The 13,719-nt window shown below is 71.7% G+C and carries 12 protein-coding genes; 10 read left to right on the top strand and 2 right to left on the bottom strand.

From position 1 onward, the window contains the following. Genes ACSHV8_RS17465 through ACSHV8_RS17450 form a run of 4 tightly spaced genes read left to right on the top strand, consistent with a single transcriptional unit; the run spans window position 1 to window position 3,765 of the window. The gene (locus tag ACSHV8_RS17465; RefSeq protein WP_436534315.1) at window positions 1-681 is read left to right on the top strand and encodes a pyrroloquinoline-quinone synthase PqqC; all 681 of its coding nucleotides are present in this window, start codon (window positions 1-3) and stop codon (window positions 679-681) included. Next, on the top strand, window positions 678-2,021 hold the full coding sequence (gene pqqE / locus ACSHV8_RS17460; RefSeq protein WP_436534314.1) for a pyrroloquinoline quinone biosynthesis protein PqqE: 1,344 nt from the start codon (window positions 678-680) through the stop codon (window positions 2,019-2,021). Before ACSHV8_RS17465 ends, pqqE begins: the two co-directional genes overlap by 4 nt. Continuing rightward, window positions 1,934-2,857 carry a pyrroloquinoline quinone biosynthesis protein PqqB gene (gene pqqB / locus ACSHV8_RS17455; protein ID WP_436534312.1) on the top strand — a complete coding sequence of 308 codons (924 nt, stop codon included), beginning with the start codon at window positions 1,934-1,936 and terminating at the stop codon, window positions 2,855-2,857. Before pqqE ends, pqqB begins: the two co-directional genes overlap by 88 nt. A 35-nt stretch (window positions 2,858-2,892) precedes the next feature. Continuing rightward, on the top strand, window positions 2,893-3,765 hold the full coding sequence (locus tag ACSHV8_RS17450) for a shikimate dehydrogenase (protein ID WP_436534307.1): 873 nt from the start codon (window positions 2,893-2,895) through the stop codon (window positions 3,763-3,765). A gap of 13 nt (window positions 3,766-3,778) precedes the next feature. Here the strand turns inward: ACSHV8_RS17450 and ACSHV8_RS17445 are convergent, their stop codons facing one another. Next, window positions 3,779-4,960 carry a CaiB/BaiF CoA transferase family protein gene (locus tag ACSHV8_RS17445; RefSeq protein ID WP_436534305.1) on the bottom strand — a complete coding sequence of 394 codons (1,182 nt, stop codon included), beginning with the start codon at window positions 4,958-4,960 and terminating at the stop codon, window positions 3,779-3,781. Between the two features lie 21 nt (window positions 4,961-4,981). Then, window positions 4,982-5,743 carry an IclR family transcriptional regulator gene (locus ACSHV8_RS17440; RefSeq protein WP_436534303.1) on the bottom strand — a complete coding sequence of 254 codons (762 nt, stop codon included), beginning with the start codon at window positions 5,741-5,743 and terminating at the stop codon, window positions 4,982-4,984. Window positions 5,744-5,967: 224 nt separating this feature from the next. On the opposite strand from ACSHV8_RS17440, the gene ACSHV8_RS17435 reads away from it, so the two are divergent. Genes ACSHV8_RS17435 through ACSHV8_RS17410 form a run of 6 tightly spaced genes read left to right on the top strand, consistent with a single transcriptional unit; the run spans window position 5,968 to window position 13,719 of the window. Continuing rightward, window positions 5,968-7,443 carry an aldehyde dehydrogenase family protein gene (locus tag ACSHV8_RS17435; protein WP_436534301.1) on the top strand — a complete coding sequence of 492 codons (1,476 nt, stop codon included), beginning with the start codon at window positions 5,968-5,970 and terminating at the stop codon, window positions 7,441-7,443. Further along, the gene (locus ACSHV8_RS17430) at window positions 7,443-9,170 is read left to right on the top strand and encodes a thiamine pyrophosphate-binding protein (RefSeq protein WP_436534300.1); all 1,728 of its coding nucleotides are present in this window, start codon (window positions 7,443-7,445) and stop codon (window positions 9,168-9,170) included. The genes ACSHV8_RS17435 and ACSHV8_RS17430 overlap by 1 nt, the downstream gene beginning before the upstream one ends. 15 nt (window positions 9,171-9,185) lie before the next feature. After that, window positions 9,186-10,331 carry an ABC transporter substrate-binding protein gene (locus ACSHV8_RS17425; RefSeq protein ID WP_436534298.1) on the top strand — a complete coding sequence of 382 codons (1,146 nt, stop codon included), beginning with the start codon at window positions 9,186-9,188 and terminating at the stop codon, window positions 10,329-10,331. A 3-nt stretch (window positions 10,332-10,334) separates the two neighbouring features. Further along, the gene (locus ACSHV8_RS17420) at window positions 10,335-11,204 is read left to right on the top strand and encodes a branched-chain amino acid ABC transporter permease (RefSeq protein WP_436534296.1); all 870 of its coding nucleotides are present in this window, start codon (window positions 10,335-10,337) and stop codon (window positions 11,202-11,204) included. Next, window positions 11,201-13,006, top strand: a complete 1,806-nt coding sequence (locus ACSHV8_RS17415) for a branched-chain amino acid ABC transporter ATP-binding protein/permease (protein ID WP_436534294.1) — start codon at window positions 11,201-11,203, stop codon at window positions 13,004-13,006. Before ACSHV8_RS17420 ends, ACSHV8_RS17415 begins: the two co-directional genes overlap by 4 nt. Beyond that, on the top strand, window positions 13,003-13,719 hold the full coding sequence (locus ACSHV8_RS17410; RefSeq protein ID WP_436534292.1) for an ABC transporter ATP-binding protein: 717 nt from the start codon (window positions 13,003-13,005) through the stop codon (window positions 13,717-13,719). The genes ACSHV8_RS17415 and ACSHV8_RS17410 overlap by 4 nt, the downstream gene beginning before the upstream one ends.

Raw genomic sequence — 13,719 nt, 5'->3', positions numbered from 1 at the left:
GTGGCCCCGGACCCGCTGAGCCGGGACCGGTTCGCGGCGGCACTGCGGGCGCTGGCCCCGCGCTACTGGGACCGTCACCCGTTCCACCTGCGCCTTCACGCCGGCGGGTGCACGCCGGGCGAGGTCCGCTCGTGGGTGGCCAGCCGGTGGTACTACCAGAGCATTCTGGCCCGCAAGAACGCCGCGATCGTCGCCGCCTGCCCGCTGCCGGAAGTCCGGCGGCGGTGGGCCGAGCGGGTCACCTACTTCGACGGCGACGCCCGCGAGGACTGGCTGGTCCTCGCGGACGCCGTCGGGCTCGACCGGGGCGAACTGCTCGACGAGCGGCACGTGGCCCGCGGCACCCGGTTCGCGGTCGACGGCTACCTGCAGTTCTGCCGGTCGGCGCCGTGGAAGCAGTCGGTCGCCGCCGCGCTGACCGAACTGTTCTCGCCCGAGCTGATGGCCGCCCGGATCGTCGCCTGGCGCCGGCACTACGACTGGATCAAGCCGGACGGCTACGCGTATTTCGAGAACCGCATCCTGGTCGTGCGCGGGGACGCCGCGTCCACGCTCGACCTGGTGCTGACCCACTGCCGGACCGCCGACGAGCAGCGGGCCGCGGTGGACGCGCTCGCGTTCAAATGCGACGTGCTCGGCGCCGTTCTCGACGCGGTCGACTACCAGGGCGGGATCCCGTGAGGCCGGGGCTGGCCCGCGGCGTGCGGCTGGTCCACGACCCGGTCCGCGGGGTGGACGCGCTGCTCTACCCCGAGGGCAGCCTGCTGCTCGACGGGCCGGCACCGGACGTGCTCCGGGCCTGCGACGGCCGACGCGACACGATCGACATTCTCACGATCCTTTCCGAGACGTACGAGGGGGTCAGCGCCGACGACGTCGCGGACCTGCTCGGCGATCTCGCCGGGCGGCGCCTGCTCGTCGACGGGGGCCGCCCGGCGCGGGTCGTCCGGGCCGCCGGTTCGCCCGCCGACGACCCCGACCGGCGGCCGATCGGGATGGTGGCCGAACTGACCTACCGGTGCCCGCTGCGCTGCGGATACTGCTCGAACCCGGTGCAGGCCTCAGGGGAGGAGCTGGACACCGCGGCGTGGATCGGGGTGCTGGAGCAGGCGCGGGCGCTCGGGGTGCTGCAGGTGCACTTCTCCGGCGGCGAGCCGGCGCTGCGACCGGACCTGCCCGAGTTGGCCGGGCGGGCGCGGGCACTGGGCATGTACACCAATCTGGTGACCAGTGGCGTGGGGCTGTCCGCGTCACGGCTGGCCGATATCGATCATGTGCAGCTGTCGGTTCAGGACGCGTCGGCGGTGTCGGCGGACGCGATCGCCGGCCTGCGGGCGCACGACCGGAAGATCGCCGCGGCGGCGCTGGTCCGGGCGGCGGGACTGCCGCTGACCGTGAACGTGGTGCTGCACGCGGCCAACGTGGAGCGGGTGGCGGAGATCGCCGCGTTCGCGGTCGGGCTCGGGGCGGAACGGCTCGAACTCGCGCACACCCAGTTCTACGGCTGGGGGCTGCTCAACCGGGCGGCGCTGATGCCGACCGTGGAGCAGGTCGGCCGGGCTGATCGGGCTGCTCAGGCCGTACGAAAGCAATTCGGAAGTGTTCTGGAAATTGTTTATGTGCAGCCGGATTACCACACCGGGCGCCCGAAACCGTGCATGAACGGCTGGGCGTCGCGGCAGTTCGCGGTGGCCCCGGACGGGGTCGTGCTGCCGTGCCTGGCCGCTCGGCAGCTGCCCGGCCCGGCGGCGCCGTCGGTGCGGGAGCAGGGTCTGGCCGACATCTGGTCTCGGTCCGAGCTGTTCGAGCGGTTCCGCGGCACGGCCTGGATGCCGTCCCCGTGCCGGAGTTGTGAGCTGCGGGAAGTGGACTTCGGCGGGTGCCGGTGCCAGGCCTTTCAGGTGACCGGGGACGCGGCCGCGACCGATCCGGCGTGCGCGCTGTCGCCCGATCACGACCGTCTGGTGGCGGCGACCGCGGTGACCACGCGGCCGGCGATGATCCCGCGGCGGTATCGGTGAGAATTCGTATTCTCGGCAGCGCCGCGGGTGGGGGAGTCCCGCAGTGGAATTGCGCCTGCGCCGTCTGCGAAAGGTCCCGGCGCGACGGAGAATCGCGCCTTCAGGACACCGTGGCGATCAGCGGGGACGGCGTCGCGTGGTATCTGATCAACGCGGCGCCGGACGTGCGGGCCGGGATCCTGGCGACGCCGGAGCTGGCGCCGGGGCCGGGACTGCGGGACACCCCGCTGCGCGGCGTCCTGCTCACCACGGCCGAATTGGATCACACTCTCGGCCTGTTGAGTCTGCGCGAGGCGGTCGGACTCCAGGTCTTCGCGACGGCGACCGTGACAGCGGCCCTGAGCAGTGCGTTTCCGCTCCTGCCGACGCTCGGCTGCTACACCGGACTGGACGTGCGTGAGATCGGGACCGAGCTGGACGGCGGCCTGGAGGTCCGGCGGCTCACGGTCGGCGTCAAACGGCCGCGATATGCCGCGGGGATGCCGGCGGGGGATTGGGTCTCCGCGCTGCGCTTCACCCACCGAGGGGCGAGTTTCGTCCACGCGACCTGCCTGCCCGAGTGGACCGTGGCCTTCGACGAGTTCATCGACGGGGCCGATTCCGTGCTGCTGGACGGCACGTTCGCGAGCGAGGACGAGCTGACCGTGGCGACCGGGCGGGCGGGGAGCGCGCGGTCGATGGGGCACCTGCCGATGGCGGTGTCGCGGGAGCACGCGGCGCGGCATCCGCGGACACGGTTCCGGTTCAGCCACCTCAACAACACCAACCCGGCTTCCGGTACGGACATCGTCGCCGACGGCGAACGTCTTGACATCGGCGGTCGTCTACCTCCATAACTAACGTACTGGTTCGTACAAAAGGCGGTGGTCCCGTGGTGACCCGGTCGGATCAGCGATTCCTGGTGGGGCTCATCGGCGCCGGCATCGGCACCTCGATGAGCCCGCCACTGCACGAACTCGAAGCGGACCGGCAGGGTCTGCGCTACTACTACCAGCTCATCGACTTGCACGACCGGGGACAGACGGTGGGCGAGCTGCTCGCTGCGGCCCGCGGACTGGGCTTCCGCGGGCTCAACATCACGCACCCGGCCAAGCAGGAGGTCCTCGAATACCTCGACGAGCTCAGCCCCGAGGCCGCGGAACTGGGTGCGGTGAACACCGTCGTGTTCGAGCCCGGGCGGACGGTGGGACACAACACCGACCGGTACGGGTTCGCGGCCGGGCTGAGCCGCGCGCTGCCGGGCGTCCCGTTCGAGCACGTGGTGCAGCTCGGCGCCGGGGGAGCCGGCGCGGCGGTGGCATCGGCCCTGGCCGCGGCCGGTGTGCGGCGCCTGACCCTGGCCGACCTGGACGCCGGGCGGGCCCGGCGGCTGGCCCGGGCCATGTCCGTGCACCCGTCGATGACGGTGGAGATCATCGGCCCGGCCGACGCGCCGGAACGTCTGAAAACGGCCGACGGGCTGGTCAACGCGACGCCGATCGGGATGGAAGGGCATCCCGGGGTGCCGGTCGCCCCCGAGCATCTGCACGCGGGACTCTGGGTGGCCGACGTGATCTACCGGCCGTTGGAGACCGAGCTGATCCGGGCGGCGCGCGACCGCGGCCTGCGGGTGGCCGACGGCGGCGGCATGGTGGTCTCCCAGGCCGCGGCGTCGTTCCGGCTGTTCACCGGCCGCACGCCGGACGAGCCGCGGATGATCTCGGACTTCGCCCGCCTGGCCGGCCCCGGCGGCCGTCATGTCTAGAGGGATGCCGACGCTACCGCAGGGACCAGCGTTTCAGCAGCTCCGGCAGCTCGTCGTTGTGTTCGCCGAGCACCGGCGGCCCGGCCACCGGCACCAGCGGCTCCCCGTCGAAGAGGACACCGTTGCCCGACACCCGCAGCGCGTCCTCCCGGTCCAGCGCCGCCGGGAACGGCAGGTCGGCGAAGAATCCCCGCTGCGCGACCTGCTCGGCGGCGACCGCCTGGGCCACGGTCAGGATGCGCGCGGCCGGGACACCGGCGGCCGACAGCTCGCGTTCCCACTCGGCCGCCGGCCGTTTCGACAACGCGGCGTTGAGCAGGTCGTTCAGCTCCGCGCGGTGCGCCTTGCGGGCCTCCCGCTCGGCGAACCGGGGGTCGGCGATCACGTCCTCCCGGCCCACCAGGCGGCACAGCGTCTCGAACTGCTCCTGCCGGTTGGCCGCGATGTTGAGCGGTCCGTCCAGCGCGGTGAACGTGCCGGACGGCGCCGCGGTCGCGTTCTGGTCGCCCATCGGCTGCGGCTCGACCCCGCTGACCAGATAGTTGGAGACGGCCCAGCCCATCGCCGAGAGCGACGCCTCCAACATGGACACGTCCAGGAACCGGCCCCGCCCGTCGCGCTGCCGCCCGGCCAGCGCCGCGGTGACGGCCAGTGCGGCGCTGAGCCCGCCGACCGTGTCGGCGACCGGGAACCCGACCCGCATCGGCGCCGTCTCCGGGGTGCCGGTGACCGACATCATCCCGGACAGGCCCTGGATGATCTGGTCGTAGGCGGGCGCCTGACTCATCGGCCCGTGCTGGCCGAACCCGCTGATCGCGCAGTAGATCAGCCCCGGGTTGAGATCGGACAACCGCTCCCACGGGAAGCCGATCCGCGCGAGCACCCCGGCCCGGTAGTTCTCCACCAGCACGTCGGCACGGGTGACCAGGTCGGCGAAGATCTCCCGGCCGGGCGGCTGCTTGAGGTCGAGCTCGACGGATTTCTTCCCGGCGTTCTGGGCCAGGAAGGACGCACCGAGCGCGGCCCGGTTCAGCTCCGGGTCCGGCCCGAGCCGCCGCGCCAGGTCGCCGCGACCGGGGATCTCGATCTTGATGACCTCGGCGCCGAGCAGCGCCAGATGGTATGTGCAGTAGGGGCCGGCGAGGACGTTGGTGAGATCGAGGACGCGTACGCCTTCCAGCGGCCGGTCGTGCATGCCTGGTTCTCCCGTCGTGTCTCAGAACAGGGGGTGGTCGAAACCCCGTTCGTTCAGGTGGTCCGCGGCGGCGCCGAGCGCCTTGGCGAACTCGGTGACCCGCTCCTCGGTGAAACGGACCGTCGGGCCGCTCAGCGTCAGCGCCGCGACGACCGCCCCGGACCGGCCGAGGATCGGGACCGCGACCGCGGACAGCCCGGTGTCACGCTCGCCGTGGCTGACCGCGAACCCGGCCTCGGTCGCCTCGTCGATCCACTCCCGCATCCGGCGGACATGCCCTTCCCCGTACGGCGACGAGCGCGCGACCCGCTCCAGCAGCGCCGGCGACGCGTTACGGAGCAGGATCTTGGCCGACGCCCCGGCCCACAGCGGCAGCTCGTCACCGACGTGGACGACGTGCCGCAGCGGTTGCGGGGACTCCTGCTGGGCGATGCAGACGCGCACGATGTCCCGTACGACATAGAAGTTGACCGTCTCTCGTTCGCGGGCGGCCAGCTCGCGCATCAGCCGTTGCGTCTCCGGCGGAAGCTCCCAGCCGCGCCGGGCCAGGTGCGCCCACCGCCACAGCCCCGGCCCGGCCATGTACCCGGAACTGGTCGCCCACAGCAGACCGCTCTGCTCCAGGGTCTGCACGATCCGGATGACGGTGGTCTTGGCCAGGCCGGTGGCGGCGACGATGTCGCGGACGGCGATCAGCGGGCGGTCCTCGCTGAGCAGCGACAGGATGTCCAGAGCGCGCTGGATGCTGCGCACGCCCTGGCTGTCGGCGGACTCATTGGTCACGGTGGTTTCGTTCCTTCCTCGCGCCGCGGGCCGAGCCGTGGCGTGACCGCGGATGTTCGGGACACCTGCGATTCTGCCGCCCCGGCCGGCGTGTCATCGCTTCGTAACTTTTCGACGTCCGCCTATTGCCTTCGGCTCGCGGCCAACCGTACGTTACACCGGAGTCCACACAGTGGTCCAGAAAGCCATATGTGGTCCGTGTAGCGGACCTTCTGGAGGTCTCGATGCTGTCCGCCATCCTCGACACCCCACCCGGCGCCGTCGTCGCGGCGCCCTCCCTGCTGGCCGGCAAGTGGGTCGGCGACGGTCCCGCGGCCGAGCGTGTCGGCCCGTTCACCCGGGCCGTGGTCAGCCGGGCCCGCGTCGCCGGACCGGCCGACGTACGGCTCGCCGCCGAGTACGCCAAGGCCGGCGCGCGCACGGTCGCACGCCTGGCCCCGGCCACCCGCGCGACCATCCTGGACCGGGCCGCCGCCCTGGCCGCCGCCCGGCGCGACGAGTTCGCCCGGCTCATCGCGCTGGAACTGGGCAAGCCGGTCAAGGACGGCCGGGGCGAACTGGACCGGGTCGCCGACACCTTCCACGTCTGCGCCGCCGAGGCCCGGCAGATCGGCGGCGGCCTGCTGCCGGTGGCCGGCTGGGCCCGCGGCATCGGTAACACGGCCCTGACCTACCGGGCGCCGGCCGGGGTCGCGCTCGCTATCACCCCGTTCAACGCGCCCGCCAACCTGCTCGCGCACAAGCTCGGCGCGTCCTTCGCGGCCGGCAACAGCACCCTGGTGAAAGCACCACCGCAGGCCCCGGCGGTGTCCGCCGCCCTGGTCGCGCTGCTGCTGGAGGCCGGCGCCCCGGAGGAGTCGGTCCAGCTGCTGCACGGCGGGGGCGACGTCGGCGCGGCCCTGTGCGCAGCTCCCGAGGTCGCGGTCGTCAGCTTCACCGGCAGCGCCGAGACCGGGGCCGCGGTGGCCCGGGCGGCCGGCGCCAAACGGCTCGTCCTGGAGTTGGGCGGGAACGCGGCGACCATCGTCTGCGAGGACGCCGACCTGGCCGAGGCGGCCAAGGTCTGCGCGCGCACCGGCTACACCAACTCCGGGCAGAGCTGCATCTCCGTGCAGCGCGTCTACGTGGCCCGGGAGTCCTTCGACACGTTCGTCGACCTGCTCACCGCCGAGGTGGCGGCGCTGACCGTGGGCGACCCGCTCGACCCCGGCACCGACGTGGGCTCGATGGTGGACGAACAGGCGGCCGCCCGCGTGCTCGGCTGGGCGACCGCGGCGGCCGACGGGGGCGCGCGGATCACCGTGGGCGGCACCCGGGACGGCGCGACGCTGGCGCCGACCGTGGTGGCCGGGCCCGCGGCCGACGCCGACGTGGTCGTCAAGGAGGTGTTCGGCGCGCTGGTCGCCGTCATCCCGTACGAAAGCTTCGATGCTGTCCTGGAAACCTGCAACACGAGCCGATTCGGACTGCAGGCCGGCCTGTTCACCCGCGACCTCGGGCGGATCCTCACCGCCTGGCGCGAGCTCGAGGTCGGCGGCCTGGTCGTCAACGGCTCGTCGAACTTCCGGCTCGACCACGTCCCGTTCGGCGGGGTCAAGGACTCCGGATTCGGGCGGGAGTCGCCGCACTGCATGGTCGAGGACTACACGGTGATCAAGACGCTCCTGATCCGGGGCCAGTCGATCTGGGGTGAGAACTGATGACCGAACCCACCACCGGTGCCGAGGCCCTCGTCGCCCAGCTCGGCGCCTACGGCGTGACCAAGATCTTCGGGACCTGCGGGCACACCAACATCGCCCTGCTCGACGCGATCGGCCGCAGCGACATCGAGTTCGTCATCGCCCGCCACGAGCAGACCGCCGCGCACGCCGCCGACGGCTACGCGCGGTCCACCGGCAAGCCGGCCGTCGTCCTGATGCACGTCGGCCCGGGAATGATGAACGCGGTCACCGGCGTCGCCACGGCCGCGATGGACTCGGTCCCGCTGGTCGCCATCTCCGGGGACATTCCCTCCTACCTGTACGGGCGCCACCCGCACCAGGAGGTGAACCTGCACGCCGACGCCGACCAGACGGCCATCTACCGCCCATTCGTCAAACGGGCCTGGCACGTGCACCGCGTCGAGGACCTGACCCGGTTCACCGAGCGCGCGTTCTGGACCGCGACCAGCGGCCGCCCCGGCGCGGTGCTGCTCAACGTGCCGATGGACCTGTTCAACCGCACCCTGACCGCGACGAGTCACCCGCTGCCGCGGGCGGTGGCCCGCCCGGACCTGGCCCCGGCCGACGCCGAGCGGATCGCCGAGGCGCTGCTGAGCGCCGAGCGTCCGCTGATCTACGTCGGCGGCGGCCTGCGCGGTGACGACCGCCTGCGAGCCCTGGCCGAGCATCTGGACGTCCCGGTCGCCCACTCGCTGATGGCCAAGGGCACCCTGCCGGACGACCACCCGCTGCTGCTGGGCATGCCCGGTTTCTGGGGCCTGAAGGAGACCAACGACTACGCCCGCGACGCCGACCTGGTCCTGGCCGTCGCCACCCGCTTCGCCGAGACCGACGCCAGCTCGTGGAACCCGGAGCACACCTGGCGTTTCCCGCCGACCCGGCTGATCCAGATCGACATCGACCCGGCCGAGATCGGCCGCAACTACCCGGTCGAGCTCGGCGTGGTCGCCGACGCGGGCCGGGCGGTCGAACGGATCCTGGCCGCGGCCCGCCGGCAACGCCCGGACGGCCGACGGCAACCGGGTCTGCGGGACCGGATCGTGGCCGCTCGCACGCAACTGTTCGCCGACAGCGCCGAACGTGGCCGCAGCGACCAGTTCCCGTTGCGGCCGGAACGGATCCTGGCCGACCTCCGCGCGAGTCTCCCGGACGACGCGGTCCTGGTCACCGACGTCGGCTGGAACAAGAACGGTGTCGCCCAGTGCTACCCGTTGCCCGCGGCCGGCCGGTTCATCACGCCCGGCGGCGCGTCCACCATGGGGTTCGGCCCGGCCGCGGCGCTCGGCGTGCAGATCGCCGAACCGGACCGCGTGGTGGTCGCCCTGATCGGCGACGGCGGGATGAGCGCCCAGCTCCCGGCGCTGCCGATGGCCGCCGAGCAGGGGCTGCCGGTGATCTTCCTGGTGATGAACAACCGCGCCCACGGCACCATCTCCGACCTGCAGGCCACCTTCTTCGGCGGCAGTTACGGCTGCGACTTCACCGACCCGGACGGCAATCCGTACAGCCCGGACTTCGCCGCTCTCGGGCGGGCCTGCGGCCTGGACGGCTACGACATCACGGCGCCGGGTGACCTGGCGGTCGCCCTGAAGACCGCCGTCCAGCGCCGCCGCCCGGCGGTCATCGACGTCCCGATGGTCAACGAACCGGTTCCCACACCCGGCCATTGGAACATCAAGGACATCTATCAAGGTGTATTCGAATAGAGAGGTGAGACGAAAGTGCCCCGACTTCGCGCCACCGCCATAATCTCCGTTCTCCTCCTCCTGGGCAGCGCCGCCTGCAGCGCCCCCGGCAGCAACGACAACGACACCAGGTCCACCGACGGGCCGATCAAGATCGCCCTGGTCGACGCGCAGAGCGGCCAGCTCAGCTCGCTCGGCGCCTGGGAGCTCAAGGGCGCCCGCCTCGCGGTCGACGAGTGGAACGCGGCCGGCGGCATCAACGGCCGGCAGATCCAGCTCGACGTCTTCGACGATCAGGGCGACCCGACCACCGGCACCACCCTGGCCCGCAAGATCGACAGCGAGAACTACCTCGCGATGATCGGCACCGCCGAGAGCGCGGTGACCATCGCCATGGCGCCCATCCTCAAGCAGGCCGAGATCCCGAACATCACCTCCGGCCAGTCGCCCGGCCTGGTCGCGGCCGGCTCCGAGTTCCTGTTCCTCAACGGGCCGACCAGCACCACCTACGACGAGACCCTGGCCAAGTACGTCGTCGACCAGCAGGGCCTGAAGAGCATCGCGATGATCACCAACAACGGCTCGTACGGCAAGGGCGAGCACGACGCCTTCCTCAAGGCGCTGACCTCCCGGAACGTCACCCCGGTGGCCGACCAGGTCGTCACCACCGACCAGAAGGACTTCTCGGCCGTGCTCACCGGCATCCGGCAGAAGAACCCGCAGGTCGTCTTCGTCGGCGCCGAGGAGGTCGAGTCCGGCCTGATCGTCAAGCAGGCCCGGGACCTGGGCATCACCGTCCCGTTCGCCGGTGCCGCGCCGCAAGGCACCCCGGTCTTCCTGGACACCGCCGGGGCCAAGGCGGCCGAGAAGACCATCGTCAGCTCGCCCTACCTGAGCAACGAGGTCAGCGACGCGTCCAAGAAGTTCGCCGCCGCCTACAAGGCCAAGTACAACGAGGACGCCGAACTGCACGGGGCCAAGGCCTACGACGGCACGCAGATCATGCTGACCGCCCTGAAGACCAGCAACGTGGCCACCGGCAAGGCGCTCGCCGACGCCATCCGCGCCACCAGATATCAGGGCCTGCTCGGCGACTTCGCCTTCGACCAGACCGGCGTCGGCATCTTCGCCACCTCGATCGGCACCATCCAGGACGGCAAGCTCGTCGCGGTCACGGGCTGAGAGATGCAGGTCTTCCTACAGACGATCGTGGGCGGCGTCAGTCTCGGCGCCGTCTACGCCCTGGTGGCGCTCGGGTTCTCCCTGGTCTACCGCACCATGGGCCTGGTCAACTTCGCCCACGGCAACGTGGTCACCGTCGGCGCCTACCTGGCGTCCACCTTCTACCTGACCAGCAAACTGCCGTTCGCGGTGGCGATGCTCGCCGCGATCGCCGTCACCGGCGCGATCGGCCTGGTCATCGAACGGGTCCTGCGCCCGCTGGAGAACCGCGACTTCGACCTGATGCTGATCGGCACCATCGGTTTCGGCATCGTCCTGGACGCCCTGGTCATCGCCGTCTGGGGGGCCACCGGCCGGGCCGTGCCGTCACCCGTGCCGGCCGCGCCGCTCGATGTGTTCGGCCTGCGCATCCGCACGTACGACCTGGTCGTGCTGGCCATCGCGGCCGCCGCCACGGTCCTGCTGGTGCTGTTCCTGTCGCGCACCAAACGCGGCGCCGCCATGCAGGCCGTCGCCATGGACCACGAAGCGGCCACCGCGGTCGGCATCCACGTCGGCCGCAGCAACGCGATCGCCTTCATGATCGGTGGCGGTCTCGCCGCGCTGGCCGGCGGCCTGGTCGGGCCGCTGCTCTACGTCAGCCCGGCGCTCGGCGGCGCGCTCGGCATCAAGGGTTTCGCCGCCGCCATCCTCGGCGGCTTCGGCAGCATCCCCGGCGCGATCGTCGGCGGCCTGGCCATCGGCATCCTCGACTCGTTCACCGCCGGGCACTTCCAGGGCTACTCCGAGCTGGTCACGTTCGTCGTCTTCACGGTGATCATCATGGTGCGCCCGACCGGCATCTTCGGCGAGCGGACGGTGAACCGCGCATGAGAACCAAGCTCGCGCTCCTGGCCGGGGCCGCGGTGTGCGCCTGGCTGCTGCCCTACGGCCTGGACTCCTACGCCATCCACGTCGTCGACGTCATCCTGATCTTCGCCGTCCTGGCGATCGGGCTCGGCCTGGCCATGGGCGTGGCCGGCCAGGTCAACCTCGCGCAGGTGGCGGTGTTCGGGGTCGGCGCCTACGTGACCGCGATCCTCACCACCAAGGCCGGCCTCGGCTTCTGGGTGTCGGCCGTGCTCGCGGTCCTCGCCACGGTGGTGGTCGGCCTGGTCATCGGCATCCCGGCGCTGCGCGTGCAGTCGCACTACCTGGGCATCGTCACGCTCGGGCTGGCGCTCGCGTTCACCAGCTGGGTCACCAACGCCGAGGTCTCCGGCGGCGCCGAGGGCATCTCCGGCATCCCGGTCCCGCGGATCCCCGGCGTCGACCTCTCCAGCGAATACCTCTACTACTACCTGGAACTGATCGTCTTCGTCGTCCTGCTCGTGTTCGGGCTGTTCGTGGTCCGGACCAGCCTGGGCCGGCGGATGCGGGCGATGCGCGACGACGCGCTCGCCGCCGGCTCGCTCGGCGCCGAGGTGCCGGTGCTCCGGATGACGGCGTTTCTGCTGGCCAGCGTCTACGGCGGGGTGGGCGGGGTGCTCTATGCGGGACTGATCCGCTACGTCGCGCCCGAGTCGTTCAACATCGCCAACATGTTCCTGCTGCTCGGCATGGTGATCATCGGCGGGCGGCAGAGCCTGGTCGGGTGTGTGGTCGGCGCGGCCGGGCTCGCCCTGGTCCGCGAGGCGCTCGTCGATCATCCACAGATCGCCCAGATCGCCTACGGGTCGGTGGTCGTCCTGGTCGTCGTCTTCGCGCCGACCGGCCTGGCCGGGCTGCCGGTCCGGGTCCGCTCGGCGGTCACCCGCCGCCGTGGGCTTCAGGGCGCTGCCGCGCAATTACGACCTTTTTCCCCGTACGGGTCGGAGCCGTCCCGCGCCGACGGCGACGAGATCCTGCGCGTCGACCAGGTCACCAAGCAGTTCCGCGGCCTGAAAGCGCTCGACGAGGTGTCGCTGACGGTCGCGCCGGGCGAGATCCGCGGCGTCGTCGGCCCCAACGGCTCGGGCAAGACCACGCTGTTCAACGTGATCAGCGGGCTCTACCGGCCGACCCGGGGACGGGTGCGCTTCCGCGGCGTGGACCGGACCGGGGACGCGCCCTACCGGCTGGCTCGCGCCGGACTCTCCCGTACGTTCCAGAATCTTCGCCTCTTCGGTGATCTGACCGTCGAGGAGAACATCCTGGTCGCGCTGGACCGCAGCCGGACCCGGGAGAGCTGGCGCTATCTGCTGCGCCCGCTCAGCGTGCGGCGCCGCGACCGGGACCTGCACCGGCGGGCGGGCGACATTCTGGACCGCTACGGGCTCACCGCGTTCGCCGCGCTCGCCCCCAGGTCGCTGCCCTACGGCATCCAGCGTCGGGTCGAGATCGCCCGGGCGGTGGCCGCGGCCCCGGCGCTGCTGCTGCTCGACGAGCCGGCCGCCGGGCTCAACGGCGAGGAGGTCCGGCAGCTGGCCGAGATCGTCCGGTCGATCCGGGACAGCGGCATCACGGTCATCATCATCGAGCACAACATGGGACTGGTCATGACCCTCTGCGAGACGGTGACCGTGCTGGCCGGCGGGCGGATCATCGCCGAGGGCACGCCGGCCGAGGTGGCCCGCACACCGGCGGTGATCGAGGCGTACCTCGGTGACTCGATGGCCTCGGACGACCTGCCGCCGATCTCGGAGGTGACCCGATGACCGGGCCGACGCTGACCGTCGAGGGGCTGACCGTGCACTACGGCGGCGTGTGCGCCGTACGCGATCTGGGTTTCGAGGTCCCGGCCGGTGACGCCGTCGGCGTGATCGGGGCCAACGGCGCCGGCAAGACCTCCACCCTCAAAGCGATCATGGGGCTGGTCCCGCGCAAGGTCGGCGTGCTGCGCTTCGGCGATGCCGACCTGAGCGCGGTGCCCGCCCGCGACATGGTCCGGCACGGCATCGGCTACGTCCCCGAGGGCCGGCACGTCTTCGCCGGTCTGCCGGTCGAGAAGAACCTGCTGCTCGGCGCGTACGCCCGCCGGTGGAACGCCGCCACCCGGGCCACCCTCGACGAGGTCTACGAACTGTTCCCGGTGCTCGGCGAGATGCGCGGCCGGCTCGCCGGCGCGCTCTCCGGCGGCCAGCAGCAGATGCTCGCGATCGGCCGCGCGCTCATGTCGGAACCGCGGCTGCTGCTGCTCGACGAGCCGTCGATGGGCCTGTCCCCGAAACTGGTCGAGGACATCCTCGCGGTGCTGCTGCGCCTGCGCGCCGAAGGACTGAGCCTGCTGCTGGTCGAGCAGAACGCGAAACTCACCTTCGAGGCCACGAGCAGCTGCCTGGTCGTGGAGAACGGCGAGGTGGCGATGACCGGCACGTCCGGACGGCTCCGCCACGATCCGCAGGTGCGGCGGATCTACCTCGGTCTCTGA

This window comes from Actinoplanes sp. HUAS TT8 (assembly GCF_051380535.1).
Classification (GTDB): domain Bacteria; phylum Actinomycetota; class Actinomycetes; order Mycobacteriales; family Micromonosporaceae; genus Actinoplanes.
This window is presented reverse-complemented; position numbering and strand designations above follow the sequence as displayed.

What these genes read in the sequence shown, in the direction of transcription:
- ACSHV8_RS17410 (WP_436534292.1), top strand. Translation starts at nt 13,003, where the DNA reads ATGACCGGGCCGACGCTGACCGTCGAGGGGCTGACCGTGCACTACGGC.
- ACSHV8_RS17445 (WP_436534305.1), bottom strand. Translation starts at nt 4,960, where the DNA reads ATGCACGACCGGCCGCTGGAAGGCGTACGCGTCCTCGATCTCACCAAC.
- ACSHV8_RS17415 (WP_436534294.1), top strand. Translation starts at nt 11,201, where the DNA reads ATGAGAACCAAGCTCGCGCTCCTGGCCGGGGCCGCGGTGTGCGCCTGG.
- ACSHV8_RS17435 (WP_436534301.1), top strand. Translation starts at nt 5,968, where the DNA reads ATGCTGTCCGCCATCCTCGACACCCCACCCGGCGCCGTCGTCGCGGCG.
- ACSHV8_RS17430 (WP_436534300.1), top strand. Translation starts at nt 7,443, where the DNA reads ATGACCGAACCCACCACCGGTGCCGAGGCCCTCGTCGCCCAGCTCGGC.
- ACSHV8_RS17420 (WP_436534296.1), top strand. Translation starts at nt 10,335, where the DNA reads ATGCAGGTCTTCCTACAGACGATCGTGGGCGGCGTCAGTCTCGGCGCC.